Source organism: Paenibacillus azoreducens (genome assembly GCF_021654775.1).
GTDB lineage: Bacteria > Bacillota > Bacilli > Paenibacillales > Paenibacillaceae > Paenibacillus_AQ > Paenibacillus_AQ azoreducens.
The window spans coordinates 3,135,511-3,162,088 of the sequence record NZ_AP025343.1 but is presented as its reverse complement, the minus strand read 5'-3'; the positions used below and the strand labels follow the sequence as shown (position 1 = coordinate 3,162,088).

The window sequence follows — 26,578 nt, the reverse complement described above, 5'->3', positions numbered from 1 at the left end:
TATTAAATGGATTATCCGAATAATTATTTGCACAATTCAACATGCTGACTACATCCGGATGGAAACAAATCACGAAGTCTATCGGCGGATATATGTGCAAAAACGGTAATCATATGGATTTTTTTCGTCACGGATTCCTTGTACTTCCTGTATACATTCCCACTCCGATTCGTCTATCTCCGGGAAATACGTATCCCCCTCAAATGACTCTTCGATTTTTGTGATTAGAAGGCGGTCCACATACGGAAGCAGCATCCGGTAAATTTCCGAGCCGCCAATGACCATAAGTTCCCCTTCCTTTGCATGCTCCAGCGCTTCTTCGAGGGTATGAATCACCTGAGCGCCCGCAGCCGTATAACCCGGATCGCGCGTCATTACAATGCTGGTACGGCCAGGGAGCGGCTTAGCGCCAAAAGACTCCCAGGTTTTCCGGCCCATGAGCATTTTTTTCCCCATCGTTTGTTCTTTAAAGAAAGCCATGTCCCGCGGTAATCGCCAAGGGAGCGCATTGTTGCGTCCAATGACCCTGTTTCTGTCCATTGCCCAAATAAACGTCATGCTCACGTCATTCCAGCTCCTTTAAACGATTGGTTTTCTTATCAAAAGCGGACTTTTTGAACAACCTCTTACAGCATTACACGGCAACTGGCGCTTTAATGCCCGGATGATGCTTATAATTGACAAATTCAAAGTCTTCAAATTTATAATCGAAAATGGAATCAGGTTTGCGTTTGATCACAAGCTCAGGCAGTTCATACGGCTCCCGCTCAAGCTGGGTTCGAACCTGTTCCAGATGATTTGAATAAATATGCACATCTCCGCCTGACCAAATGAATTCGCCAGGTTCAAGCCCGCACTGCTGGGCGACCATATGCGTCAGCAAAGCATAGCTGGCGATATTAAATGGAAGGCCCAAGAACGTATCTACGGATCTCATCGTCAGCATGCAGGACAGCTTGCCGCCCGCTACGTAGAACTGAAACACAAAATGGCAAGGCGGAAGTTTCATTTGATCGATTTCGGCCACATTCCATGCACTGACGATATGTCTGCGTGAATCCGGGTTGTTTTTGATCGATTCAATCACATTCGCAATCTGGTCGATATGCGTGCCGTCTGCAGCCTCCCAATGACGCCATTGCGAGCCGTACACCGGCCCCAAATCCCCGTTTTCATCCGCCCATTCATCCCAAATGGTTACGCCGTTTTCCTTTAAATATCCAATATTTGTATCGCCGCTAAGAAACCAGAGCAGCTCATGAACAACGGACTTGATATGAACCCGCTTTGTCGTTACAAGCGGAAACCCTTTGGAAAGATCGAATCTCAGCTGTCTTCCGAATACAGAAATCGTCCCGGTTCCCGTCCGGTCTTCTTTTGGCGTTCCATGCTCCATAATATCTTTAAGTAAATCCAGGTAATTCCGCATGTCTTGTCCACCCTTTCAATGCTTTCAGAAAAGAAAATCAAAATTAGTATTTGTAATCATGCGAGTTGCTAACATCTGATTAGGAAATTCAGCCCTCTTATTAGATCTTAAATTATGCTTTTATTAGTGTACCATTCCTGAAGGCGTGTGAGAATTTTTTTATCTTCTTTTTTGATCACAAAAATTTTCCCGCAAGACAAAAAACACTTATGACTGGTCTCCGCAGCGCGCAAAATAACCCCACAAAGTGTAAGGGGGAGCTTGTTTATACCTAAAAAATAGCGCGTCAGAAAAACTCGCTATCTTCGAATTTTTGAAGCCGAAATGCAATTGTTGCGATTGTGCATCCTTTATAGGCGTTTTGTGATGTGGAAGGCAGAATTGTTGCGTAAGTGCATCCTTTTGTCCATGAATGACCTAATTGCACTCAGAAAAAGGACAAAGCCTGCACTTTCGCAAGCTTTTTATCTAAAACAAGCCATTGTGTCGTAAATAGATGCACTTTTGCATCCATTTCATCATGGATTGATATCGAGTATTTAAACCTGGATATCGAATCATCTAATACTTATCGATCTATATCCAATCCATTTCACAATGGATGTATATCGAATGCTTGAACCTATTGGATCAACCACCGGTTGGCATTATGAAATGGATTACTTTTACATCAATTTCCAGAGTGGACCTCCTAATCTTCTATTTTATTCCATATTCTTTGCGGGGACCCAAAAAAACTTATAAATTCTATCATCCTAAAAAAAGGCTGTCGACAACGGTCCTGTCGACAGCCTGAGAGCCCTGCATAAGCAGAGCTCTTCGGATGGTATCTATTTATAACTCTTATTTTTTCGGTGCAATGACGTGGATTGGATTACCAAGCGCCAGTTCGGCTGTTTCCATTACGATTTCACCGAGTGTTGGATGCGCATGGATCGTCAAAGCGATATCCTCGAGGGTAGCGCCCATTTCGATCGCAAGACCAAGCTCGGCAATCAGATTGGAAGCTTCAAGGCCCGCGATGTGGCAGCCAAGAACCAGTTGAGTTTCTTCGTCATAAACCAGTTTGACGAAACCGTCAGCGTTGTTCAGGGACAACGCACGACCGTTACCGACAAATGGGAACTTCGCTGCCTTAGCTTTGTAGCCTTTTTCTTTAGCTTCTTTTTCCGAGTAGCCTACGCTTGCGCACTCAGGATCAACGAATGCAACGGCCGGAACCACTTTGTAATCCACAACGGATGGATGGCCGGAAATTGCTTCCGCAGCCACTTTACCTTCGTAAGAAGCTTTGTGAGCCAGTGCAGGACCCGCAACGACGTCGCCGATTGCGAAGATATTAGGTTTGTTGGTACGGCCTTGATGGTCGACTTTGATCAAACCGCGGTCGGTCATTTCGATGCCGACCAGATCCAGACCGAGGTCGCCGTCCGTGTTAGGACGACGTCCAACCGTTACCAGCAGGTAATCTGCAGTAACTTCTTTGGCTTCGCCGTTCACTGTATATTTAACTGTTACGTCTTTGTCTGTTTGTTCAGCACTTTCAGCCTTAGCGTTAGTGATGATTTCGACATCGGTTTTCTTCATGCTCTTCACGACCATTTTGGTCATGTCCGGATCAAATCCGTTCAGAATCGTATCCATACCTTCGAGAATGGTTACTTTTGTACCGAATTTGGAGAACATTTGACCCAGCTCGGCACCGATGTAGCCGCCGCCGATAACGATCAAGCTCTTAGGCAGTTCGTTCAGGCTGAGCGCTTCTGTCGAAGACAGGATGCGTCCGCCAAACGGGAATGCTTTCAGTTCGATCGGACGGGAACCTGTTGCAATGATGCAATGTTTGAAACGGTAACGCGGGGATTCATGTTCATTGAAGCAACGTGCTTCATTTTCGCTGATGAACATGCACTCGCCGTTGAATACTTCAACTTTGTTGCCTTTCAAAAGACCGGCAACGCCGCCAGTCAGCTTTTTAACAACGCCGTTTTTGAATTCCTGGGTTTTCGAGAAGTCTACTTTTACATTTTCAGCGGTTACGCCAAATGCTTCGCCATGTTTTGCAGACTCGTATTGGTGAGCCGCAGCGATCAAGGCTTTGGAAGGGATACATCCGCGATTCAGACATACACCGCCCACTTCGGACTTATCAACGATCAGAACTTTTTGACCCAGTTGTGCAGCGCGGATGGCTGCAACATAACCACCAGGACCAGCACCAATTACTAATGTATCGATATCGAGAGAAGCGTCGCCTACTACCATATCTTACACCTCCATAACCAGCAGCTCAGGATTGCTGAGCAGTGATTTAATGTAATTCATAAAGTTTTGTGCTGTTGCGCCATCGATCAGGCGATGGTCAAAGCTGAGGGACAATGCCATTACCGGAGCGGCAACAATTTCCCCGTTCTTAACAACCGGTTTTTCGGAAATACGTCCGGTACCCAGGATTGCAACTTCTGGGAAGTTGATGATCGGAGTAAAGAACATACCGCCGGCGGAACCGATGTTTGTGATGGAAATTGTGCTGCCCTTCATTTCGTTAGGACCCAATTTGCCTTCACGGCCGCGCGCCGCCAAATCACGGATGCTGTCCGCGATCATCCAGATGCTCTTACGGTCGGCATCTTTGATAACAGGAACGATGAGGCCGTTATCTGTATCCGTAGCGATACCGATATTATAGTATTTCTTGTAGACGATCTCGTTGTTTTCTTCGTCGATCATCGCGTTCAGAGCCGGGAATTCGCGGCAAGCCGCAACCAGAGCTTTCACGATGAATGGCAAGTAAGTAACCTTGGTGCCTTTTTTCTCGGCGATCGGTTTCATGCGAGTACGGAATGCCACCAGCTCGGTAACGTCCACTTCGTCCATGATCGTAACATGCGGTGCAGTGTAAGCAGACTTAACCATAGCGTTGGAGATCGCTTTACGGATGCCTTTGAACGGTACGCGTTCTTCTTCTGCACGAGGATCCACCGCAGTTGCCGAAGATACCGCAGCTGCCGCAGGAGCTGCTTTGGCTTCGCTTTGTGCAGCAGGTGCCGCGGCTTGGCCGCCGTTTTTGAATGCTTCAACGTCTTCTTTGGTAACTTTACCGTTCGCGCCGGTTCCGGTTACTTGCGCAATGTCGACGCCTTGCTCACGCGCAAATTTGCGTACGCTTGGCGTAGCCAGTACTTCTTTGTTAGGAGCAGCAGGTGCAGGGGCACCTTCTTTGGCAGCTTCAGGGCTGCTTTCTGCCGGGGAAGAAGTTGTATCTGCTCCGCCTTGGGCAGCGTCAGCTTCTTGAGCAGGAGTATCCTGTTCCGGAAGTTCCCCTTCTGCATCGATAATAGCGACGATTTCGCCTACGCGGCATACCTGTCCGTCCTTGGTAAGAACTTCCTGTACCGTACCGTTAACCGGACAAGGAACTTCCACCACCGCTTTATCGTTTTGCACTTCCATGATAATGTCGTCGTCTGTTACTTTATCGCCCGGTTTGATGTGCATTTTAATAATTTCGCCTTCATGCAAACCTTCGCCCAGTTCAGGGAATCGATATTCAAATTTTGCCACCTTAACTACCTCCTATCAAATGACTGCTTTTCTTAGAATTCCATGACTTTGTTGACTGCAGCAATTATCCGAGCCGGTGTAGGAAGCCATGTATCTTCGATTTGCGCAAAAGGATACACCGTGTCTGGACCCGCTACGCGGAGAACCGGAGCTTCCAAATGCAAAATGGCTTTCTCGTTGATTTGAGCGATGACTTCCGCAGCAACGCCGGATGTTTTCTGTGCTTCCTGAACCACGATTGCACGGTTCGTTTTCTTGATGGAAGCCACGATCGTATCGATATCCAATGGATTCAACGTCCGCAGGTCAATGATTTCTGCTTTGATGCCTTTTGTTTTTTCAAGTTCTTCAGCTGCTTTAGTTGCCGTATGAACCATCATGCCGTAAGCGATAATGGTTACGTCGGAACCTTCGCGAACAACGTTGGCTTTGCCAAGTTCAACCGTATAAGCTTCTTCTGGAACTTCGGCGCGGAACGCATGGTAGAGATTCAAATGCTCCATGAAGAACACAGGGTCGTTGTCGCGGATCGCGGCAATCAAAAGACCTTTGGCGTCATATGGGTTCGAAGGCACTACCACTTTAATACCCGGAGTTTGCACAGCCAAACCTTCCAGGGAATCCGTATGCAGCTCAGCCGCTTTCACGCCGCCGCCAAAAGGCGTGCGGAATACGATCGGCGAGTTGTAACGTCCGCCGGAACGGTAACGCATGCGCGCTGCCTGAACGAACATTTGGTCCAAAGCTTCATAAATAAAGCCGACGAACTGAATTTCAGCCACCGGGCGGAAACCTTGGATACCCAGACCAACTGCCAAACCGCCGATTGCGGATTCAGCCAGCGGCGTATCGAAAATACGTTCTTCGCCGAACTCTTTTTGCAGGCCTTCCGTTGCACGGAACACGCCGCCAACATTACCTACGTCTTCGCCAAACACAATGACGTTAGGGTCATTTCTCATCTCCACGCGGATTGCGTCGCGGATCGCTTCTTTCATATTCATTTGTGCCATTGCTTCATTTCCTCCTTAAACATTCACTGTTTCACGTTGCATGAAATCAAACGCATCTATGGATTATTGGAAATCGGCTTTTTGCTCTTCCAGATGTTTCGGCGTTACTTCGAACATGCTGTCGATCAGGCCAGGAACGGTCATTTTTGCGGTTTGTTCCGCTTTTTTGATCTCTTCGTTTACTTTCGCTTTAGCCTCATCTTTTACGCGGGCTGTGTCTTCTTCAGTCCACAAGCCTTTTTTCTCCAGATATTTGGCAAAACGAGAAATCGGATCTTTTTCGCTCCATTCCCCTTCTTCGTCTTTCGTGCGGTATTTAGTCGCATCGTCGGACAGGGAATGCGGACGGAAACGATAGGTTACGGCTTCGATCAGTGTAGCGCCTTCGCCTTTGCGACCAAGCTCTGCAGCTTCCTGAACAGCACTAATAACAGCAAGCACGTCCATACCGTCGACTTTCACGCCGCGGATACCAGCTGCCACCGCTTTATGCGCGATCGAAAGTGCTGCTGTTTGTTTTGAAAATGGAGTGGTGATGGCATAACCGTTATTTTGCACAAAGAAAATAACCGGCAATTTGAAACGTCCGGCGTAGTTCAGGCCTTCATAAAAATCGCCTTCAGAAGAACCGCCGTCACCGGTGTAGGTGATGACAACTTGTTTTTGCTTTTTAAGCTTGTAACCCATTGCGATACCCATTGCATGCAGAATTTGAGCGCCGATGATGATTTGCGGCATCAGCACGTTCACACCTTCAGGAATTTGTCCGCCATGCTGATGGCCGCGGGAATACAAGAATGCTTGGTAAAGAGGCAGTCCATGCCATACGATTTGCGGCATATCACGATAGCCCGGGCATACGAAGTCGTCTTTTTCCAGTGCGAATTCACTTCCGACCATCGTTGCTTCTTGACCGGATACCGGAGCATAGAAACCAAGACGTCCTTGACGGCCAAGGTTTACGGCGCGGTCATCCCAAGTACGGGTAAATACCATACGGTACATAATTTCTTTTAATTGATCATCTGTAAGGTTAGGCATTTTATCTTTGTTAATGATTTCACCTTCAGGAGAGAGCACGGAAAGTGCTTCGACTTCCTCGGTATACACTTCATAAGGCACCTTGCTCATTATCTTCACCTCAACAAAAATATTTGAATATCAAGTGCTGCTGTTATAGAATTATTATACACCTGTTTTATTCGTTTCGTCAAAGCTATTGCGGATAAAATTTCGAAAAATTCGACCTTTGTATATATAACAGTATATTGATTATTATGTAACAGTTTTTAAAAAATTGACAGGGTCGTGAACATTGCCACATGATGGTATCACAATAAACGCTTGTCTTAGAGCGGAATTCAACCAATGAAGAAAGGTGACATGGATGAGTGATTCAAAGTATCTCAAACGCACAATTGTTAAAGAACAAATCGAAAGCCGTTTTTTAAATGAAACAAGAAATCTTCGGGTGTATCTCCCGCCGGGTTATAATGAAATCTTGAGTTATCCGGTTGTGTACTGCCAAGACGGCGAGGAATTTTTTAATTTCGGGCGCATCGCAACCATTGCCAATCATTTGATTCTTGACGGCAATGCAGAGCCGTTTATTATAGTAGGCGTTGAGGTGGACACATCTGTCCGTACCCAGGAATACGCTCCGTTCGGAAACCGGTTCGAATCGTATACGCGTTGTTTCGCAGAAGAAATTATACCCTTTATTGAAGCTAAGTATCCAATCAGAAAAGAGGCCTCTGAGCGCATACTTGCCGGCGACTCTCTTGGCGGAAGCGTATCGCTCCACCTGGCCATTCGTTATCCGGGACTGTTTCAGCGCATTATCAGTCTCTCCGGCGCATATTATCCGGCTTCCCAAGACATCATTGAAGCTCAGGACGACTTATCCAATCTCGATATCTTTATGATTGTCGGATTGCAGGAGACGGCCTACGAAACAGATCACGGCGTCCATAATTTCGTTGAGCTGAACCGCCAGACCCGGGAACTCCTGCTGGACCGCGGCGCCAAAGTCGAATACGCTGAAAAAGACGGCAAACATCTTTGGGGCTTCTGGCAAAAAGAACTTCCGGATGCGCTTATGTATTTTTTACACGAATAAATCCCTTCTTTAAAAGCGCGCGTTCAAAAAGGTCGGTTTTCAGCACCGAGAAGGTTGGATGAAGTTAGGGACTGAGGAGCGAAGCGTACGTTTTAGGTACGTGAGCACCGGAAGGCCCGACTGAATTCAAGATTCGATGCCGAGCCCGCTTCCTGATTCACTTCGTGTTAGATATAGAATTTACAAGTTATCAGCGTAGCTGATGAAATTCTATATCGCAAGAAAACCTACCTTTGGGTCGCGGTCGCTCATCCTTGAATTACATCGATTGGTTTTCTTATCAAAAGCGGACTTTTTGAACAACCTCTCTAAACTTAATAAAGGTGAGCCTAACGACAAACGCCTATGCATGCTGCAGAACAATGTCCAAGGTTCACCTTTTTCGCTTCAAATTGAAATGATTGCGTTTTCATTGTTTTTCTGAAAAAAACGACTCTTTTGCCGTTTTTTCATTCCTATTATAACCTTTCCGACCTGATCTTGTCCAAAAGCGCCTGACAGCCCGCCTCCAGCAAATCGTACACCTGCTCAAAATTACCGGTAAAATACGGATCCGGCACTTCCCTTAATTCATGTTCCGGCAGCAAGTCCATAAATTTGATCAATTTCTCCTCTTTGACGCCGGGGATTTTCTTGACATTATTTAGGTTGCTGTCGTCCATGCATACGATATAGTCGAATTTCTCAAAGTCCGGACCTGCAAACTGCCGGGCTTTAATCCCCTCATAACTGATATTATGCAAATCCAGCATCTCCCGCGTTCCTTGATGCGGACCGTTGCCGATATGCCAGTCCCCCGTTCCGGCGGAATCTACGCTGAGAGCTTCCATAAGTCCCGCCTGCTCAACTTTATTGCGCATGATGGCTTCGGCCATTGGCGAGCGGCATATATTTCCCAAACAAACAAATAAAACAGATACCAAATTGTAAGCCTCCTCTGTTCGCCGTCATCCGGCTGTGCTTTCCTTATCCTGTTGTCGCTAAACCGATAGACCGGGTGAAGAAGACCCAATCAATGTCCTCCCTATTGTAGTCATGGTCATGTAAATTGTGCAACCTTGTTTTCTCATTTATACTGAAAACACGGCTTAACAGTGTGAAACGGATTTAGGGAGGAAAAATCTATGAGCCAAAAACGCGTAATCATATTTTCCGGAGGTGAACTGCAGCCCCGTTTTATAGAGGAAATACAACCCGGCGATTTCATCATTGGAGCAGATAAAGGAGCGCTGTTTCTCATTAGTCACGGCATCCATCCGGATATAGCCGCAGGTGATTTCGATTCGATCTCGCTGCAGGAATTAGATCTGGTACGGACTAAAAGCCGCAAAGTCGTAGAATGCGATCCGATCGACAAAGACCTGACGGATACGGAACTGGCTTTTGAACTGGCGATTAGAGAACAGCCGGATTTCATTCTGCTTGTCGGGGGAACCGGTACCAGGATGGATCATACGCTGGCGAACGTGCAAATGCTTAGCCACGCCCTTCAGCATCATATCCAGTGTGCCATCATGGACCAAAACAATTACATAACGTTAACCGGATCCAAAATAGAGGTGCGGGACCTCGGTTTCAAATATGTCTCTTTGCTGCCGATGACGCCGGAAGTGACCGGAATTACGCTCGAAGGGTTTCAGTATCCGCTCAACAATGCCACATTAAAAATCGGCGAATCTCTCGGCATCAGCAATGTGCTGATTGCCCCTAGCGGCAAAGTCAGCATTGAAGGAGGACTTTTGCTTGTCATTCAAAGCCGTGATTGATCTTGAATATCTTAGAAACTGTTTCGACGCCAAATGAAAGAGTATTAAAAAGTTACACTCGGATAATCAAATGTTAACATCGAAAAACCCTTGATATACAAGGGTTTTTTATTGCTTTAATCAAAGAATATATCAATATCTTAATTTTTTGTAACTTTTAATCGTTTTTTAATAAAAGAGAATATTGCCACGAGCAGCAAGGGTTTGGAAGGGCTGATCCATAATTTAGGCGGTTACAAAACTGTTATACTCGGAAACGAGCCTGAAAGAAAACGAAATTTGGAGGTAATACAACATGAATCAAAAACATCTCATCCAAAAATTAGTAACCGTAGGGTTATGTGCATCGATTGGTTTTGCAGGAATGATGGCAACCGGAGCGGGAGTTACGGAAGCAGCTTCTTCTAAATCCGCATCCGCCTCATCCTCATACTCTTCCAAAGGTCAAGCCATTGTTAATTACGGAAAGAAATTTATGGGAACTCCTTATAAATTCGGAGCATCGACGAGCACAACCAGAGTATTCGACTGCTCTTCGTTCACGAAATATATCTTTGGCAAGTACGGAATCACTCTCCCTCGTACATCCGTCGCACAATCCAAAGCGGGGGTTGCCGTGTCGAAATCCAACCTGAGACCAGGTGATCTCGTATTTTTCTCCAGCGGCAGCAGAGCGAATGGTAAAAACGTTACTCACGTGGCCGTATATGCAGGCAATGGCAAAATTCTGCACACATATGGCTCCCCAGGCGTGACGGTTTCCGATCTGAACTCAGGCAATTGGAAAAGAACATATCTCAAAGCGCGTCGCGTGCTTTAGGAACTCAAACTAACCCCACAAAGAGTATCGGAAAGAAGTCCGACGACTCTCGAAGCGGGCCGCTTTTGCGGAGCAATGGTACTGAGTGACGTCTAGCCTTTGAAGCTAATTCCGATTACTTTGCGGAGACCCCGGAAGTCTATAATACCCCACAAAGTGACGCATGACCTTCGAAGCTTATTCCGATTACTTTGCGGGGACCCCGGAACTCTATACTTTCTGATATGTCAAGGAAGGCGATAAGTTTTGAAAACTTATTCGCCTTCTTTAATTTTATAACCGACTCCCCGAATGGATTGGATTAATTTTTTGCCGAATCCTTTATCCATTTTGGTACGCAGATGGCGGATATAGACGTCAACTACATTCGTGCCCATATCAAAGTCGTAATCCCAAACATTTTTTAAAATCTCTTCTCGGGTGCATACGCGATTGGCATTTCGGGCCAAATACAGCAGCAAATCAAACTCTTTTACCGTCAGCGAAATCTGCTGCTCTCCTCTATTCACCTTTCTCGTGCCGGGATCGATACTTAGATCACCGACAACGACTTCCTCGTTTCTCCTTTCATTTTCAAAACGGAAAATTCGGAGCAAGTTCCGGATTCGCGCCAGTAATTCCTCGGCTTCAATCGATTTGGGCACGACATCATTTGCGCCAGCTTCAAGTCCCTCAATAATCGCCTGCTTGTGAATATGGTCTTCGAACAAAATGACCGGAAACGGCCTCTCCCCCTGCTCCCTAAGCAGGGCTTTGATGATTTTATGCAATGAGTAACCCATATGTCCCGAACGCTCCAGCAGCAGCATATCAATATGTTCATCATTGATTATGCGTACAGCCTCGCGTTCGTTATCGGCCGCAATCGCGCCGAAGCCTTCTTCCTGCAATTTGTGAAGCATGATCCCGTCTTTGAAAAAGGTTCCTACCGCCAGAAGTTTTCCATGCATGGTATCACCCGATTTCATGATAATTTCCATTTGCCGGTCATACCTTTTAGGGTTGCCGACCATGAAGAAAACCATTCTCTCGGGCCAAAACCAATCATTATCCGAAATAACGGTGATAAATAGTCCTAGCTTCGGTTATATCTTTTGTACCGTGAACGAGCGCTCTCCCATCTGCAAAAATAACCAGCCGGTGCTGTCCTGCCGTGAAAGAAACCAGAAACGGGTTGCTTTCCACTGTCCCCTCTTCCAGTTTGGACAACCTTTCGGCAGTTTCTTTCAGATCAAGCGACTGCTTCTTCCCCGGACGGATCTGAACGGTGTCCCTTCCGCAAAGCACATCCGTCTTTTCGAGGTTGGATGCGGACAAATAAGGATAGGTCGGGTGGGAACCGCAGGACAAACATTCTTCTTTTTTTGCATGTTTGACGCCCATGGACATCGATTCATTCCGCCAAAGATCAAAGGTCAGCAGTTTGTCTCTAAGTGCCTCCGGATGCCCGCTAAGCAGCTTTATCGCTTCCGTTGTTTGATGCGCCGTAACGATCTGCACTGCCTGCGGGATGATTCCCGCCGTGTCGCAGGTGTCTCCCCCGAGCGGAACCGTTCCCAGCATGCAATTGAGGCAGGGGGTCTGCCCCGGCAGAATCGTAAACGTAATGCCGTAGCTTCCAACGCATCCTCCATATATCCACGGGATATTGTATTTTTGAGATATATCATTAATCAGAAGCCGGGTATCGAAATTATCCGTGCCATCCATGATCAAATCAACGCCGCCCGCCAGCGTTTCCAATTCCTCGATCTTCACATCCATCACATGACCGTCGATCCGGATGGCGGAATTGATCGCCCGCAAACGCCGCTCCGCAGCAATGGCTTTGGGCAGCCTTAATTTAGCGTCCTCTTCGGAAAATAACTGCTGACGCTGCAGATTGCTCCACTCCACATAATCGCGATCCGCTATGGTCAATCGTCCTATCCCGGCTCTAGCCAGCGTTTCAGCGATGGAGGTTCCAAGAGCACCAGCTCCAATGACCAGCACATGGCTTTCCCCGAGCTTTCGCTGACCTTCGGTTCCAAGCGGTGCAAAACGTTCCTGCCGCGAATATCGTCTTTCTCTCTCGCTCATATCTCATCTCTCCCGTAAGACAAGCGTCTCTCGATGCTTTTTATATTAATTAAATCGCGGTTATCGCGCGAACTTACTAAAATGATAGCAGCGTCTCGCTTCGACTAACCCCATGGCTGCCTTAGCCCGCATTCTTAAAAAGCCGCATTCCCCCAACGGGAATACGGCAGCGTTATTGCGTAGCATAAACACTAGAAAGTCGAATTGCCATCATGGCATTCAAGATATCATTTTATCATAAGTGGGAGTTATCCGAAAATACGAAAAATGTTCGGGTGCCGTTTTTCTTATGGTACCGCTTGATTGCCGCAGCGTCTTTCGAAATATCCGCTGGCGGCCGCTTCCTTAGCGGATGAAAATGTTTCTTCATGCATCAGGCCGCTTCTGCAGCCTTCGCGTTCGAAATAACGAATGCCCGTAACCGGGTCTGTCCCTGCCAAGATCCCCTCGGTTTTAACCAATCTTCCGCCTCCCAAGGCATAGTTATTGATATAGGTATGGCCGACCGGCAAACCTTGAATAAAAGCGATTAAACCAATGTCATTGATGGAATTATTCCATTCCTCGCCCGAGATGAGCGGAAGCGTGAATTGATAAGATATTCCGTTCCTGGCGGCAAACTCGTTATGACGGTTGATTACGTTCGCCAAATCATTTTCGATCGTCCGCACAATCGTGGATCTTCTGATTTGTTCGAACAAATCGGATCGGGCGATAAGCGCCACATTGGTTGTTTCCTTCAATTCCCTTTGCAGTCCTTGGATCCATTCGCCTGAACGATGATCATACACATTCACTTCGTTATCCAAAGTAAACCGGACCATATTTCCGCTGCCGTCACTGTAAGCATAAGGTTTTTTGGGACTCCATACATGTTTGATCATCGTTTGACGATCTTCGCTTGTGAATTCCTCATCCGCATATATGTAATAACCATCGTAGTCAATGACTGCGACCGCTGGAATGTAATGATCAAGCGCCGCCTGCGCCGGTATGTCCTCTTCAATTCCGAGGTTAGAGTATAGGGTTTTGTAGAACATGGCGAGCGCCAGTTCTTTGTCTGCCCTAAAAAACTTCGTAGAGCCATAACCGGCTTCAAATTCCTGCTTTTCATTCCGATTCAGCATGCTTGCTCCGTCTTGAACAGCCGTGCGCAGGGCGGTGACGTATTTCAGCTCCAAAAATTTCACTGTCCTCTGGTCCTTGATCAGAAAACCGCTAAGCAAAAACACAGGAACGAAAATAATCACAAAAATAATTGAAAAATCAGTAATCTTCATTGAGCACCATGCCTCCATAAGGATAGGCCAGCACAGGCGCCTCCCCTGAAAGTGAACCCGAAATAAAATCCAACATCATGGTTCCGGCCGTACGGTTCAGGTTTTTGACCGTCACTTTAAAGAAATCCCCTGCGTTCAATTTATATTTCCGCGACTCATCATCCTTAGGCCGGGTATTGTCCGGATAAATAACAGACATAATGTCGGCTGTATAATAACCTAGATAGGACACGTTGATCTCGTTCTGAAAAGAGTATGGATCCGCAGCATCGGTATAGACTGGAGTATATGTTTTGTGCATATGCTCCATCTGAACATCAAATTCATTCCCTGTTGCCTGGATTTCAATCAAGAAGTCCTGGTACATCACCGGTGTAACATATCCTTTATTTCGGACCGCATCAACAAATTGAGTGACCGCATTGTAAACGATGATCCGCGACAAGTCATCCTGTCTCTGATAAGCTTCGGACGCAGGATACACGAACATCAACGCCACGGCCAATAATACAGCTACAAATTTGGATACCGCGCTGCTCATGGCAACTCCTCGCCCGGCATTAGCTTTTGAAACTGCACGCCCGTTAATTTTCCGGCATTATCCCGGAAATATATGGCCCGATATTTCGCCCCCGTTTCAAATAAAGCCAGTTTGGCAAGCTTAGCAGGGTCTTCCTCACGAATCTCGATACCATCAATATTGATGCGAATCCCTGTTTTAGCATGATCCACGGCGATCATAAATGCCTGCGCGCCGCCGAAGGTATCGGGACTTGATTCCGTCAATACCGTTTGCACGCTTCTTGCCTGACCTGCCGCCGTAGAAGCCGCTTCATGCAGCGCAAGATTGATCTGCCCTGTCATGCCCAAGGTCAAAAAACAGGCGCTCAGGAACAGAGCAAGAATCGTACAAAGTATCATCATATTTGGGACGTTTTCGTTCATGGCGCTTTATGTCCTTTCTGACATTCACTGTTCAAAAACAAGTCCGCGCACGACATTCGATCTGTCTTTAATGATGCTTGCTTTAAATTTCCCGCTTGGATTCACGTATTCATTGCTGGATTCCTGCATCGTGTTTCCCAGTTCCCCTTCCCTTTTGTTCACGTTAATGACAGAGCCGTATTTTTCATCCATCATATCGCTAATGTACAAGCTGTTTCCGTACCATTGTCCTCCTCTGTTTTTCCCCGTTTTAACGAGAATTCCGAACTGGTCCTTGTCCCGGAACTTCCGCAAGGCGTTGGTTACCTGCGAACCGCTGATGCTCGTTCCATCATATACCGTAAAGGAGGCTTGCGACAGCTCGGTTTGAATATCCGAAAAGTTGTTTTGCGCCGTTTTGGTGGCTTCCTGGGCCGAAATAAACAAAATAACCACGATGGTAATCAGTGCGATGGTCAAAAAAATCCCTGCGGCGACTTTTAGTGCGCTTGAGGCATTATTCATTGGACGACAACTCCTTATATTTTTTGAATTTGTTCATAATACACGTTCATTTGCATAAAACTCATGGCAATCAGCGGTATGACCAGATACATGAAAATGAGGGTATACATCGGAGCAAAACCGATCATTTTGCCCAGGCTTGCTTTGACATCGATCATTTTCTCGTATTCCTGCTTGCGCTGTTCGAAATAAAAGGCCATCTCCCCTTCCAAATCGTCAAAACCCTGAGCAATGGGGATCTTCTCAACACAAAGCAGCAATTTGTCCACGAGTCTTTGAAACTCCGTCAAAGTGACCTCTTCCTTCAACCTGACAAGGGCCATTTCCGCACCATGATCATAATGCAGCACGCATTTTAGAATCGGCGTTTTAAAAATGATCGCAAAGCGGTTCATCCACTCCAAAATTTCCTCTACCGAGATCCTGTCCATTTCCCGCAGCATAGCAATAACGGTCTGGAATTGATATACTTCATGCTTCATGTCCATATGGCGGATTTTGCGCTGAAAATAAAGCAGCCACAGCGGGAACTGGTAACCGGCGCGGGCGATCAGCAGGGCGGCCAAAAACTCCCACCACTTTAAATATTCCTCGTTGTACGCATGCAGCTTGGACAAAATCCGGTTCGCGGATTCAATGAGCGATTCTGGTCCGGTTGAAACCCCAGTTTGTTTGGCCCTTAACCGCTCTGTTATCTCGTCATAATTGGCAGAGGGCGACATTCCGACTTCCATCATCACTTCACGATCCCGATCGCTCAGCTTGCGCCCCTGTTCCTCCTGATCGCCGGACACCTGGCCAAAAAATGTATTGCCGGCCACCGGGTCATATAAAATATGATGTTTGACTGTCTCGTGCAAAACCATAGCCGTTGTCATTGTTACTGCAAAAACCAGGACAGCCATGACTCCTCTGCGGATATAAAACCATTCATACCTCAAGTGGGTGCTGCTTTCTTTGAGCAGGCGCACGATCCGGGCATAAGCCGGTGTCCCTGGCCGCGGCGCTAAAAACGAAGCAATAAAGCGCACCCATGAAAAGGAGGAAATAAGCTGCTCCCAGTTCATTTTCCGGTCTTCCGCGCGGTACGCCGTCTCATTCTCCCGCTGTAACCTCTGCAGCAAAATATAGGATATTATAATGACCGCAAAAATAATGATTTTGGTGATATATCCCCATTTGCTCGTATAAAAGGCATCCATCGCCGGAAAGCTGCTCCGTGCCCAACGCTCGATCGGTTTTGCAAAGAACACAGGCACAAGTGCAATTACGTTTAATCCTTTGAGCAGATAATCCAGCTTGTCCCGGCGCAATATTTCCAAATGGATCTCTTTAGTCAATCCGCTGAGGCCATTTAAATAAATCGAACCCTGTTCTTTGACCTTGTCCCCAAATTCCATAATCATAAAAGATATGCCTGCAAAAGCCTTCAAGAAACGGTTCGGTGCCGTTTCATAGTACTTATCTAGTTCCTGCGCAGGATCACTGGCATTTAAGGCTTCATAAATTTTGCGCGTATGCACCGCCGCCTCGTAACCTGCGGTTTCCGCGGCTTCGTACAAAGCTTCATCGATCATTTCATGCTGCTGATATCTGTGCCTGACCTCGGAGAACAACTCGACCATTTGCGTAAGCAGCCTTCGCTCCAGCCTGTTCACGTACATATCAACAAGCAAACTATTGATAATAATTGCCGTTAGCAGGACCAGCAGTAAAAAGGAAAGGCTGGGATTCAGCAGGAACAGTAAGATGATAGAAACAAATAATATGCCAAGCACGGTCAGAGTAACCTTTGCAACCTCATGTCTCAGCCTGAATTCATCATATGTTTGAACTCCGGACAACCGCCTTCTTATCCTCTGCATATAACCCGAGAGCCAGGGAACCTTGGTCATAAAGATATAAGACTGCTGCAAAAAGCGATGCCATTGTTCTTTTATGCCGTGTCGGTGTGGCTGTAAACCGCCGTCAAACAGCTGCATGTGCACAGTATGTTTCCGCCTGCTGCCGATCCATGCCAGAAAAGCATATGCCGCTGCAAACAAAATGAGGGAAACGACGAGGACCGTTATCAAAATGGATTTAATATTCATCATGAACACCCCAGTAATGATTCAGGAAATTCCGAAACATGAGGGCGTCATCGGTTCCCATTTGTTCGGTCATCTCCCGTACATTCGCATCAGAGATCGGCTCGGCAACAACGTATTTTCCATCCTTGTACTCCACGATATTGCGTGAGGCAAATGCCCTTTGCTGCGTTTGACGTCTTGATTCGTATTGAAGTTCCAGCAGTTGGCCAAGCATTTCCTTAAGTGAACCTTTCCCTTGAATCTCGTCTTCTTGTACCGCACGATCCCCCGCAGGAATGCATTCCGTAATTCTTTCGATATACCGCTTGCCGTCCGCGTCCCTCTTCATGTGGATATCAAAGTTAATGACCTGTACAACCTGTTCCTCGGCAATTCGTTCATTGTGGAACACGCCGATCTTCAAAAGAGAGTTCCGAAGTGAAAATACCAGGTCGCGAAATGTTTTCGCATGGTGGGTGAACACGGTAAACAAGCTGGCTACCTGCGACATCTGAATCATCCAAGCGGCAACCTCGTCGCTTGCCACTTCGCCCAAAATATTGACAGTTCCGTCCGTCTTCTTTTGCAGGTCAAGCCCTTCCTGGCCTGAAATGCGTTCAGTTTCCCGAAAAGACAGAATATTTCTCCGGCTGTAAATTTTCCGCAAATGCAGCTCGAAAGCCATTTCCTGCACCCGTAAAGTATAAGTTGGGTTGATATGTTCAACCATCGCCATAAGCAGAGTGGTTTTGCCTGAACCTTGCGCGCCGGTAATAGCGGTGATGCGGTTTCCTTTCATCAGATAAGCAAGCAATCCGATCGGCAGTTCGGCGTTATCCCCGGTAATCAACTGCTGTAAGGAAGCATTCGGAATATCGAATTTCCGTACGAAAAACGCCCATGACTCGGCAAACGGAGGTCTAACGACAACAACCCGCGACCCGTCTTTCATTTCATTTACCTTGTAGCCGTTTGATTCCGATAACTGACCGGGATGATTGTATTTGTAAATATTTAGGCAGACCCGTTTCAGTTCCAGCTCGGAGCCAAAACTTAAAAACGCCAAATGTACCGACTTCCCCTTATAAAAGACCCAAACGCTTTCCGTCGCGGGAAGCGGATTGCTTTGCTCGTTTTCATCCCATAAAGCTTGATAACCAGCAGATCCGTAAGTATCCAGAAGTCCTTCATCGGTTAGAATCCCATTGACCCCGCCGCTGACCCCGTCAATCCGCTGGTCACGCAATTCATCAACGACCGAAAATCCTTTATATTGCTGATAAATCCGCTGAACCACAATATCCAGCTTCTCATTAAAGGTAAGATCGCCGTTGTATTCCGCCATGAAAATCCGATCGATATCCTCTACAGTCACCGCATATACCGGCTCGTTCCCGTATTTGTCCAGCACCCGCGGGACATCCAATTCATAATGTTCGAAAATTGCCGATAAAGCTTCCCGACCATACTGCTTTTGATACAAATAAAAGATGATTTCAAATTGATCTTGGGGCGTGAGCCGCCCGATATCATCAAAAGGAAGCGCTTCATGAATATTCGTTTCATTTAAGCCGAAACTTTTCACCAGCAAGTCCGCCATAAACTGTTTGACATATTTCTTTTCGCGCATATCGCCGGAAATACAATCTTTAAGCGCTTTGCGGAGTTCACTCCGCTTATTGACCCTTCGCTTATATTCCTCTTCATGAAGGCCCAGATCGCTCAGCTGGCTATGCGTCAATTCATGCAGCGTTTCCTTCACGAATTCGGTCATCATTTCGATCGTATATTGCCTGTTTGCAGCTTGCATGCCCATAACCGGCCGGCGGAAATCCAGCCATTTGACGTAGAGAAGCAGCCCGGCAAATAAGATGATGAGCGCGATCAGTAAAATATTGATCATCATGCCGGAAATCATTCATGCTCCCCTTTCCACCAGCTTCAGTACCGAGGTCATTTCGAGTTGTGTTAATATGTCTCTGACCAATAAACGGATGCTTGCCAGAAAAGCCGCGGCAGGCTGTCGGCTGTTCAAATTACGGCTGCGCTGCAAAAACGGCAGCACGCCCCGCATATTCCAAGCATCCAGAAAATCGGTTGTGTATGGAATACCGTGAATGCTCCCCTTGTAACCGAATCGTCTTTTCACGTTGCTCAAGGTGCAATGGGAATGTTTATCATACCTGCCCAACACGATGATATGCGGCTTTTGCGCAACTACGGCCGGACAGCTGCCGTCTTCGAAAAACAAATCCAGCGATTTAATGCTTTGGTTCAGACTTACAACGATCAGATCAGCCGATTCCAGCAGCGCCTGATCTCCGCTTCCCTCCTTGGGAATGCCGCCGCCGGCATCAATCAGTACAAGATCATAACGATGATTCGCAATCATGCATATCGACTGCAGCAGTTCCTTCCGGTATCCCGGCAGGGTTCCTTCTGTTTTGGCGGTGCCCTGAACCAAATCCAAACGGTCGGGAAGCAGCGGCAGCGTATAATCCTGCAAATTATCCCGTGTCAACCTGCGGTTCAGACACAATCTCTCCAAAGCATCCATACCATGATCCTGAAAGTGGATCAATGAATGATCCAATGGATGAGACGCCGTATGAAAAGCTCCCTCGATTCTCTCCTTCGCCATCCCTCCATGCATCAACAGCGATTTCAAACGATAATCCATTCCGATCGTGACGGAAGTTGCCGCCGCATGGGCGGAATTTCCGCTTCCTCCTTTAAGCGGGCTCCAAAATGCAACTGTACTCATGTTTTACTCCTTTCCGCGATCCGCAATATACGATTCATCTGCTTTTGATCCCAATCCGTAAGCTTTTGCATCAGCAGACATAAGTTTCTTTTATACCCACGTGTCAATGGTTTCATGCGTACTTTTTTCATATGTTCATTTTGAAGCTTTAGGGAAAAATCCAGCTCATTCCATGGAATAATAACCGGATCATCTAACCAGTACACGGGCAAACGGTTAAAGTATCCTTCGAGATAAGTGCTGCCAAACCAATCATCCACTGCATGAATAACGACTTGATTGAACTCAGGCACCGCTTCTGCGCCAAAATGGCGATGAACCGCAGCTTCCAGCCAGCAGCTGCCTTTCTCGAGCGTCCAGATGCCATAATCAGTAACCCATATCAATGCCGAAGCTTTCCTCCATATCTCGGACGAACAAAAATCCGGCAGTTCCAAATCGAAGATGACATAGTCGTATTTCTCGAGACTGCCACCCGCGCTATGCAAATAGGCTTCGAGCCCGGTCGCATCTTCAAATCCGCAGGCGACATCAAAACCGGAAAAATCGGTGATTTGCAGCTGTTCATCCAACCGGCCGATGTAATAGGGATATTTCCTTTTCTCCGTCGCATCTACCAGCAGCACGCTGTGTTCGGCGGATGCCAGCAGCTTGCAAACATACATCAGCATTTCGCTTTTGTCGCAAATGCCGGCAAAAATACATAGGTTCAATACGTTTTCAACTCCTTTATCCGCTTAGCTGGCCCTGAGGGTTCACGCCTCTCCAGCTAAGGTTCTGTCGAAGCTTGATCTGCGCCAGCCCGCTGCTCTTTCAAGCTTTGGTCAAGCAGCTTATTACTCTGGAATTCACTCACTGAAAAACTGTCATGATTGGTATCCGGAGGAGCTGTATCCGGCCGTTCATCAATCGCTTCTGTATCGCTGCCAGCAGCCGTTATACCGTTGTTCCGCGGCGTATTTCCCGGACCGATGCCGGTGCCTGATAATCCTTGCGATGCCGCTGACTCTCCCGAATATGTTCGTCCTCCTGAATAGGAAGGCGCAAACTCGGAGTCCGCAAAGCTCTGCCCTGATTTGCCGGCCGCAGCCGCTTTCTCCAGATCCTTTTCCAGAGAGAGGCGCACGGCTTCCGACAGCTTTTGTTCCGCCTTCTTGACGATGTTCGGATCGCTTTCGATCAGCTTAAGCACCTCCTTGTTCACCGGATAAGTCGGGATCGCCTTCTCCTGCATTTCAGGCTCTACATAAGTGACCGCGTATAGTTTGGCATCATGCAGATATGCATCGACCATAGCGCTGGATAATGAAAGAATCTCCTGCTCCGACATCGTAATCCACATTGCGGGGTTCAACAGCTTGCCGATTTTCTTTTTGGATAAAACGATGTAGTCCTGCCCCGTTGGAAACTGGACCCGCACGTCAACCACATCATGTTCATGGAGATCGGACGGCAAAGCGATCGCCTTCAGTTCCCTGTTTCTAAGATCATCCGGCAGCGGTTCTTGTTCATAGACCATGGCATCGGTCAGCGCCGTACCTTTCTTTATCTCAATCTTCGCAATGACCACCCTACTTTCGCCCTGTTCCAGTAAATTAACCGGTGCGGCGCCCTGCGGCAGCTTGATCCGGACAAGATCCTTGGCCGATATCGTCTCACCCGCGCCAACATCCCGCGAAAGCGACCATCCGGACGCCATGTTTTTCTCTTCGTTTAAGCGCTCTTGCTCTAGCTTGGCAATCTGCCGGCTGTAATCCTCCTTGATCCGCGTCTCTCTGGCATGATGCTGCACGGTGCTGTATATGGCATATCCCGCAAAAAGCAACCCCATTACAGCGGCTCCGGCCAGCCCGGCGTAAAGCATATGCCTTGTTCGCTGTCTGAGCTTTGACATGTATCTTTTCATTCTCCTCTCTTCATCACGGATCAGCTAAAGCCCGAATCTGAATCTTCTTCTGCGCTGGGCTCCGCTTAGAATTCCTTGAAAAATACGCTGCAGCGCCCGGTCCATGTCTTCGCTTTTTTCAAATGGATCTATATGCAGCGGCAGCGAAAATACCTGCGATGTGTTTAATTGCTTGCGCAGCCTTTGGACCGCGTCCGGACCGGCTAGCGGCAGGAAATACATCCACTTCTGCTGCGGGTATCGCGACAGACCATGAACCATATCCAAAATATCCTGCTGGCGCCATTCCGCACCCGAAGCAACGATGACGGGAATATCCGCCCGCAAAAATTCTTCGAGGCGTTCCCTCTCCCGGAACGTCCCCAGATCGATCACGACGTAATCATAACTGCCGGATAGCAGCGTGATGACATCCGCCCTGGCGGTTTGACGCCAATAATCCACCCCCTGCACCTCAAACTTGCGGCTGCCCGGGGCAAGCGCTTTATTCCCATCCACGATCTGCTGGATGCGCCGGAAAGATGGCGACTTCACATTCATCTCAACCAGTGCTACCTTGCTGCGGCTTCTCGCCAAATAATGGCTGATGGCGATCGCAGTATGCGTCGTGCCCGTTCCCCCGCCTGCACCCAAAAGCGCTATGACCTGCGTGCTGATCCGCCCTGCGATATCTCGCATCCGCTTCGGATCCGGCTTGGGTTCCTGCCGTATGGCCGCGGCCAGCTCCCGGCGGACTTCGGCCGCTGAAGCGTAACGGTTCTCCGGAGCGAATTGCAGCAGCTTGCGTATAATTGGAATCAGCTGGCGCGGCAGATCGGAGCGGATGTTTCTCTCGGCTCTCTCCGTCCACTCGCTGGAGGTTCCCCCCGTCGACAGGTAAAGCAAAAGCGCCCCAAAGCCGTACAGATCCGATCTGGCATCGCTTTGACCGCTGCCATACTGTTCTGGAGCCGCAAAGCCGACCGTGCCGAGTTTGACCGTGTCCTGCGTCTGCTCCTGCTTGTAATTCCGCGCAATCCCAAAATCAATCAACCTTAGCTCCAATTGTTCCGTAAGCATAATATTCGACGGCTTCAGGTCCCGGAAAATAACCGCTGGTTCATGGGTGTGCAAATAATCGAGCACTTCCAGGAGCTGGTCCGCCAGCTGCAAAATGGAGTCCATGGGAATCCTGCCCCGGTATCCGCTAAAATATTTCTCAAGCGTTATTCCCTGAATATAGTCCATGACCAGATAGGTATATCCATCATTGTCCGGCGGAAAAAAATCAACGATTCTCGGCAGCCTGGCATGGCTAAGCGAAATCAGAAGCTGCGCTTCATCCCGTATGCTGCTGTACAGCTTCGGATCGGAGACGCTCTCCTTGATGGCCCACAACTTGCCGGGCAGCTTCAAATCCTCTGCAAGGTACACATGGCTCATGCCGCCTTCCCCGATCTTCCGGATCATCTTGTATCTCCCTCCAATCATATGTCCGACAAACAGTTTGGAAGGATATTCCATTCTACATGCCCCCCTCATCGCAAGACAAAAAAAGAGAAAGCATCCTGGAGGCGGCAGTTGCGGTAAACCGCCTGCCTTGCTCCGGGATGCTTTCCCTCGATTCATCTAATTGGTTAATTTGGTATCATTATAGACCATTGGCAATAATTGTGTAAAGAACTATTTTTACGTGAATTAGATTATATAATTAATATTTAATCATATACAACGTAATCTCATCACGGTTATGGAACAGCTGCTTGGCCCGCTGCACCTGCATGCTTGCCGCTTCGAATGACGCGATTGTATCGTCGATCAGCGCCATCGGCTTTTTATGCATCAGCTTGACGGTGACGATGGCCGTTCCGCCTGGCCGCAAGCTCGGCAGCAATTCCGCAACAAGCTTGACCATTTGTCTCGGACTCCAGCTCATATCGCAAACGAGCAGATCGAATTCGCCATCTTTGAAGCTGACTTCCGAAGCGTTTTTCTTGAATATCCGCAAAGCGGGATTGTTTTGCAGCGATTCATGCATCTGTGCAGGGTCCACTGCAGTCACGCGCAAACCGCGCTCAAGCAGAAACGAGGTCCACCCGCCCGGCGCAGCGCCGATATCAAGCGCGGTTCCGAACGCTCCGAAGTCGATGCCAAAGCTGCTCTCGGCTTCAAGCAATTTGAATTTTGCGCGCGATATTTGGCCATCCTCCCGTTGAAAACGGATGGCTCCCCCACTCCAGTCGGACAGGTTGAACCTTGGTTCCGAAACGCCGATATACAGCATATCCCCTGCCGCAAAAACAGAAATGACCCACTCGGCATCGCGCACAACAAACTCGGCGTTTAGTCCGGACAGCATTTCCTGAATCTTCTCGCGCAGCTGGCCCGCGCTTTCCGCAAATGCGCTCTGGTCCGACTTCCGGACCTGTAAGGCAAGCTTTGCTCCATGCAGATGGTTTTGATGAAGCAAAAATCGGACCGTCTGCTCAAGCGTATCTTCAAGGTCCGCATGCAGTTCCAACTGCACGGGCTGAATATGGCGCAAAAAGATCGGCGGATTGGAGACAATCCAATCTACGGCCTTTTCCGCATCCTCAAACAAAGTCACCAGAATAACCTCGCCCGAAACTAACACGCTGCTTTTCAGTTTGCCGAATCTGCGGCGAAGCTCCTCCTGGGCATATGGCGCAAAACCATGATTGGCTGTGCATATAAACCGGGAAGTTGTCCCGGATAGTTCATTTGTCAATTGTTTATCATCCAAAACGGATTACCCTCCAGAAACCACTTTTATCCAAGGCCGACCGCCGTCCCAATCGATCCGGACCGGAATATCATAGGTTTGTTTTATCATTTCATCATTCAGTACCTCACGTTTGGGACCCGAACCGGCCAATTTACCTTCCCGGATCAAAGCAATATGCGTAAACACCGGCATGATCTCTTCCACATGATGCGTTACGTATATCACGGTAATATCCCGTCCGCCGAGCCGCTGGACCTCGGCCAGCATTTTTTCACGTTCGTACAAATCCAGACCCGCGCAGGGCTCGTCCATGATCAGCAGCTTCGGATCACTCATGAGACTCCGGGCCAGCATCACTTTTTTCCGTTCGCCCTGGGACAGGGTACCGAGCGGGTGATCGGACAGTTTACCGAGATTCATTTCATGCAGAAGCTTCAGTGCTTTTTCCTTCACGTCTGCGGGAATCTCCTGATAGAAACGCAAAAACGCATACGCCCCCGTAGCCACGACCTCCCACACCGGATCGCTTAGATTGAGCTTCTCCAGCAAGCTCGGACTGATGTAGCCGATTTCCTTGCGTACCTCACGCACATCGCATTCTCCGTACAAGTTCCCAATCACTTTAATTCTGCCTTCGCTCGGAAAAAGATACCCGGTTAGCATTTCGAGGATCGTGGTTTTCCCGGAGCCGTTGCGGCCCAATATTACCCAGTGTTCACCCTGCCTGATTTCCAAATTGATCCGATCCAAAATTTGCGTATCTTCTCTCCTTAGCGACACATCCCGCATTGAAATCATGAAAGCACTCCCCTTATATGAGCTAACAAATCTTCAACCGAGCCCATGGAATAAATGAGTTCCGGCTTGCCGGAGCGCTCGGCGTCAGCCAGAAGCAATGCGGGAACGCTGCGGATTTTATACTGCGCGACCACATGCGGCAGCATATTCACATCCGCCTCGGCCAGTAAACCTTCAGGCAGCAGATACTCGGCAACCTCCAGCATTCTCCGCGCTACTTTGCAGGTCCCGCAAAATGGGGTATGAAGGAAAACAGCCACAGGCTTGCCCTTGCTCCACAACTCCTCCAGCAGCTCATGTTCGTTTAAAACTCTCACCGTTTCACCTCTCTGGAGATACGCTCGACCAAATCCTGCGGCATCGGCCCGTTATGCAGCTTCACATGAGCCGGAACGGCTTGGTAGAGAAGCTCGTACATCTCCTTTTTGCCCCAGATGCTGGAGGTATGCAGGTAAATTTCCCGCGGGAACAGCTGTCTGGCGATCATTCCCCGTACAACGTCCCCGCCTGTCGGTTCACCGGGTCCCAGGTCGAAATCCAGCGACAAAATATCAATTTCGCATTCTTCCAGCATCAGCAAACATTCCTCAGCGTTTCTCGCAAGCGCAAAACCTTGCGGGCAGCGCCGATGATCATCCAGATAAACATGAATCACAGCTCTTCTCCCTCCCCTACTGCCGTACGCTCCGCTCCTAACGTCCCTAGCTTCATCCAACTGAAGCGTTTTGAAAAAACGCACATCGGAAGCATAAGCTTCGGTGCTGAAAACCGGCCTTTTTGAATACGCACCTATA

The 26,578-nt window shown here is 48.0% G+C and carries 26 protein-coding genes; 3 read left to right on the top strand and 23 right to left on the bottom strand.

Annotation, left to right across the window (positions count from 1 at the left end; all coding sequences use genetic code 11):
• Nucleotides 1-78: 78 nt before the first annotated feature.
• The 6 genes from L6442_RS13825 to pdhA all read right to left on the bottom strand — a co-directional run bounded on the left by L6442_RS13825 (nt 79) and on the right by pdhA (nt 7,137).
• Nucleotides 79-564 carry a dihydrofolate reductase gene (locus L6442_RS13825; RefSeq protein WP_212977404.1) on the bottom strand — a complete coding sequence of 162 codons (486 nt, stop codon included), beginning with the start codon at nt 562-564 and terminating at the stop codon, nt 79-81.
• A gap of 70 nt (nt 565-634) precedes the next feature.
• On the bottom strand, nt 635-1,429 hold the full coding sequence (gene thyA / locus L6442_RS13820; protein WP_212977403.1) for a thymidylate synthase: 795 nt from the start codon (nt 1,427-1,429) through the stop codon (nt 635-637).
• An 843-nt stretch (nt 1,430-2,272) separates the two neighbouring features.
• Nucleotides 2,273-3,694, bottom strand: a complete 1,422-nt coding sequence (gene lpdA / locus L6442_RS13815; RefSeq protein WP_212977402.1) for a dihydrolipoyl dehydrogenase — start codon at nt 3,692-3,694, stop codon at nt 2,273-2,275.
• Between the two features lie 3 nt (nt 3,695-3,697).
• Nucleotides 3,698-4,993 (bottom strand): dihydrolipoamide acetyltransferase family protein, encoded by a 1,296-nt coding sequence (locus tag L6442_RS13810; protein ID WP_212977401.1) that lies wholly within the window; start codon nt 4,991-4,993, stop codon nt 3,698-3,700.
• Nucleotides 4,994-5,025: 32 nt separating this feature from the next.
• Nucleotides 5,026-6,006 (bottom strand): alpha-ketoacid dehydrogenase subunit beta, encoded by a 981-nt coding sequence (locus tag L6442_RS13805; protein WP_194232985.1) that lies wholly within the window; start codon nt 6,004-6,006, stop codon nt 5,026-5,028.
• Between the two features lie 63 nt (nt 6,007-6,069).
• The gene (pdhA, locus tag L6442_RS13800; protein ID WP_212977400.1) at nt 6,070-7,137 is read right to left on the bottom strand and encodes a pyruvate dehydrogenase (acetyl-transferring) E1 component subunit alpha; all 1,068 of its coding nucleotides are present in this window, start codon (nt 7,135-7,137) and stop codon (nt 6,070-6,072) included.
• 256 nt (nt 7,138-7,393) lie between these two features.
• On the opposite strand from pdhA, the gene L6442_RS13795 reads away from it, so the two are divergent.
• The gene (locus L6442_RS13795) at nt 7,394-8,125 is read left to right on the top strand and encodes an alpha/beta hydrolase (RefSeq protein WP_212977399.1); all 732 of its coding nucleotides are present in this window, start codon (nt 7,394-7,396) and stop codon (nt 8,123-8,125) included.
• Nucleotides 8,126-8,583: 458 nt separating this feature from the next.
• Here the strand turns inward: L6442_RS13795 and L6442_RS13790 are convergent, their stop codons facing one another.
• Entirely contained in the window at nt 8,584-9,048 is a 465-nt protein-coding gene (locus tag L6442_RS13790; RefSeq protein ID WP_194232988.1) for a low molecular weight protein-tyrosine-phosphatase, read from the bottom strand.
• Nucleotides 9,049-9,249: 201 nt separating this feature from the next.
• On the opposite strand from L6442_RS13790, the gene L6442_RS13785 reads away from it, so the two are divergent.
• Together L6442_RS13785 and L6442_RS13780 are read left to right on the top strand one after the other, a co-directional pair.
• The gene (locus L6442_RS13785; RefSeq protein WP_212977398.1) at nt 9,250-9,891 is read left to right on the top strand and encodes a thiamine diphosphokinase; all 642 of its coding nucleotides are present in this window, start codon (nt 9,250-9,252) and stop codon (nt 9,889-9,891) included.
• A 295-nt stretch (nt 9,892-10,186) separates the two neighbouring features.
• Entirely contained in the window at nt 10,187-10,711 is a 525-nt protein-coding gene (locus tag L6442_RS13780; protein WP_212977397.1) for a C40 family peptidase, read from the top strand.
• A gap of 254 nt (nt 10,712-10,965) precedes the next feature.
• Here the strand turns inward: L6442_RS13780 and L6442_RS13775 are convergent, their stop codons facing one another.
• The 16 genes from L6442_RS13775 to L6442_RS13700 form a co-directional block, all read right to left on the bottom strand.
• Nucleotides 10,966-11,691: a response regulator transcription factor gene (locus L6442_RS13775; protein WP_212977396.1), complete on the bottom strand. Its 726-nt coding sequence runs from the start codon at nt 11,689-11,691 to the stop codon at nt 10,966-10,968.
• A gap of 67 nt (nt 11,692-11,758) precedes the next feature.
• Nucleotides 11,759-12,790 carry a MoeB/ThiF family adenylyltransferase gene (locus tag L6442_RS13770; protein WP_212977395.1) on the bottom strand — a complete coding sequence of 344 codons (1,032 nt, stop codon included), beginning with the start codon at nt 12,788-12,790 and terminating at the stop codon, nt 11,759-11,761.
• 287 nt (nt 12,791-13,077) lie between these two features.
• Nucleotides 13,078-14,070, bottom strand: a complete 993-nt coding sequence (locus tag L6442_RS13765) for a hypothetical protein (RefSeq protein ID WP_212977394.1) — start codon at nt 14,068-14,070, stop codon at nt 13,078-13,080.
• Nucleotides 14,057-14,611, bottom strand: coding sequence for a hypothetical protein (locus tag L6442_RS13760; protein ID WP_212977393.1), 555 nt, complete (start codon nt 14,609-14,611; stop codon nt 14,057-14,059). The genes L6442_RS13765 and L6442_RS13760 overlap by 14 nt, the downstream gene beginning before the upstream one ends.
• Nucleotides 14,608-15,015 (bottom strand): hypothetical protein, encoded by a 408-nt coding sequence (locus tag L6442_RS13755; protein ID WP_212977392.1) that lies wholly within the window; start codon nt 15,013-15,015, stop codon nt 14,608-14,610. The genes L6442_RS13760 and L6442_RS13755 overlap by 4 nt, the downstream gene beginning before the upstream one ends.
• A 24-nt stretch (nt 15,016-15,039) precedes the next feature.
• A complete protein-coding gene (locus tag L6442_RS13750) occupies nt 15,040-15,519 on the bottom strand; it encodes an ABC transporter permease (RefSeq protein WP_212977391.1) in 480 nt (159 codons plus the stop codon).
• Between the two features lie 14 nt (nt 15,520-15,533).
• On the bottom strand, nt 15,534-17,615 hold the full coding sequence (locus tag L6442_RS13745; RefSeq protein WP_237100306.1) for a hypothetical protein: 2,082 nt from the start codon (nt 17,613-17,615) through the stop codon (nt 15,534-15,536).
• Nucleotides 17,602-19,509 (bottom strand): P-loop NTPase family protein, encoded by a 1,908-nt coding sequence (locus tag L6442_RS13740; RefSeq protein WP_212977390.1) that lies wholly within the window; start codon nt 19,507-19,509, stop codon nt 17,602-17,604. Before L6442_RS13740 ends, L6442_RS13745 begins: the two co-directional genes overlap by 14 nt.
• Nucleotides 19,510-20,355: a P-loop NTPase family protein gene (locus tag L6442_RS13735; RefSeq protein WP_212977389.1), complete on the bottom strand. Its 846-nt coding sequence runs from the start codon at nt 20,353-20,355 to the stop codon at nt 19,510-19,512. It lies immediately after the preceding gene.
• Nucleotides 20,352-21,068 (bottom strand): hypothetical protein, encoded by a 717-nt coding sequence (locus L6442_RS13730; RefSeq protein WP_212977388.1) that lies wholly within the window; start codon nt 21,066-21,068, stop codon nt 20,352-20,354. Before L6442_RS13730 ends, L6442_RS13735 begins: the two co-directional genes overlap by 4 nt.
• Nucleotides 21,069-21,124: 56 nt before the next feature.
• A complete protein-coding gene (locus tag L6442_RS13725) occupies nt 21,125-22,249 on the bottom strand; it encodes an SAF domain-containing protein (RefSeq protein ID WP_212977387.1) in 1,125 nt (374 codons plus the stop codon).
• 36 nt (nt 22,250-22,285) lie between these two features.
• The gene (locus L6442_RS13720; protein WP_212977386.1) at nt 22,286-23,764 is read right to left on the bottom strand and encodes a serine/threonine protein kinase; all 1,479 of its coding nucleotides are present in this window, start codon (nt 23,762-23,764) and stop codon (nt 22,286-22,288) included.
• Between the two features lie 187 nt (nt 23,765-23,951).
• Entirely contained in the window at nt 23,952-25,004 is a 1,053-nt protein-coding gene (locus L6442_RS13715; RefSeq protein WP_212977385.1) for a 23S rRNA (cytidine(2498)-2'-O)-methyltransferase RlmM, read from the bottom strand.
• Nucleotides 25,005-25,010: 6 nt separating this feature from the next.
• A complete protein-coding gene (locus L6442_RS13710) occupies nt 25,011-25,784 on the bottom strand; it encodes an ABC transporter ATP-binding protein (RefSeq protein WP_212977384.1) in 774 nt (257 codons plus the stop codon).
• Entirely contained in the window at nt 25,781-26,101 is a 321-nt protein-coding gene (locus L6442_RS13705; protein ID WP_212977383.1) for a thioredoxin family protein, read from the bottom strand. Before L6442_RS13705 ends, L6442_RS13710 begins: the two co-directional genes overlap by 4 nt.
• A complete protein-coding gene (locus tag L6442_RS13700; RefSeq protein ID WP_212977382.1) occupies nt 26,098-26,439 on the bottom strand; it encodes a cyclic-phosphate processing receiver domain-containing protein in 342 nt (113 codons plus the stop codon). Before L6442_RS13700 ends, L6442_RS13705 begins: the two co-directional genes overlap by 4 nt.
• Between the last annotated feature and the right edge of the window lie 139 nt (nt 26,440-26,578).

Bases quoted from the DNA above. Each gene is read 5' to 3' on its own strand.
- L6442_RS13795 (WP_212977399.1), top strand. From the start codon at position 7,394: ATGAGTGATTCAAAGTATCTCAAACGCACAATTGTTAAAGAACAAATC.
- L6442_RS13735 (WP_212977389.1), bottom strand. From the start codon at position 20,355: ATGAGTACAGTTGCATTTTGGAGCCCGCTTAAAGGAGGAAGCGGAAAT.
- lpdA (WP_212977402.1), bottom strand. From the start codon at position 3,694: ATGGTAGTAGGCGACGCTTCTCTCGATATCGATACATTAGTAATTGGT.
- L6442_RS13775 (WP_212977396.1), bottom strand. From the start codon at position 11,691: ATGGAAATTATCATGAAATCGGGTGATACCATGCATGGAAAACTTCTG.
- L6442_RS13750 (WP_212977391.1), bottom strand. From the start codon at position 15,519: ATGAATAATGCCTCAAGCGCACTAAAAGTCGCCGCAGGGATTTTTTTG.
- L6442_RS13720 (WP_212977386.1), bottom strand. From the start codon at position 23,764: ATGGAATATCCTTCCAAACTGTTTGTCGGACATATGATTGGAGGGAGA.
- thyA (WP_212977403.1), bottom strand. From the start codon at position 1,429: ATGCGGAATTACCTGGATTTACTTAAAGATATTATGGAGCATGGAACG.
- L6442_RS13710 (WP_212977384.1), bottom strand. From the start codon at position 25,784: ATGATTTCAATGCGGGATGTGTCGCTAAGGAGAGAAGATACGCAAATT.
- L6442_RS13745 (WP_237100306.1), bottom strand. From the start codon at position 17,615: ATGATGAATATTAAATCCATTTTGATAACGGTCCTCGTCGTTTCCCTC.
- L6442_RS13780 (WP_212977397.1), top strand. From the start codon at position 10,187: ATGAATCAAAAACATCTCATCCAAAAATTAGTAACCGTAGGGTTATGT.
- pdhA (WP_212977400.1), bottom strand. From the start codon at position 7,137: ATGAGCAAGGTGCCTTATGAAGTGTATACCGAGGAAGTCGAAGCACTT.
- L6442_RS13805 (WP_194232985.1), bottom strand. From the start codon at position 6,006: ATGGCACAAATGAATATGAAAGAAGCGATCCGCGACGCAATCCGCGTG.
- L6442_RS13785 (WP_212977398.1), top strand. From the start codon at position 9,250: ATGAGCCAAAAACGCGTAATCATATTTTCCGGAGGTGAACTGCAGCCC.
- L6442_RS13755 (WP_212977392.1), bottom strand. From the start codon at position 15,015: ATGAACGAAAACGTCCCAAATATGATGATACTTTGTACGATTCTTGCT.
- L6442_RS13740 (WP_212977390.1), bottom strand. From the start codon at position 19,509: ATGATTTCCGGCATGATGATCAATATTTTACTGATCGCGCTCATCATC.
- L6442_RS13760 (WP_212977393.1), bottom strand. From the start codon at position 14,611: ATGAGCAGCGCGGTATCCAAATTTGTAGCTGTATTATTGGCCGTGGCG.
- L6442_RS13765 (WP_212977394.1), bottom strand. From the start codon at position 14,070: ATGAAGATTACTGATTTTTCAATTATTTTTGTGATTATTTTCGTTCCT.
- L6442_RS13725 (WP_212977387.1), bottom strand. From the start codon at position 22,249: ATGTCAAAGCTCAGACAGCGAACAAGGCATATGCTTTACGCCGGGCTG.
- L6442_RS13770 (WP_212977395.1), bottom strand. From the start codon at position 12,790: ATGAGCGAGAGAGAAAGACGATATTCGCGGCAGGAACGTTTTGCACCG.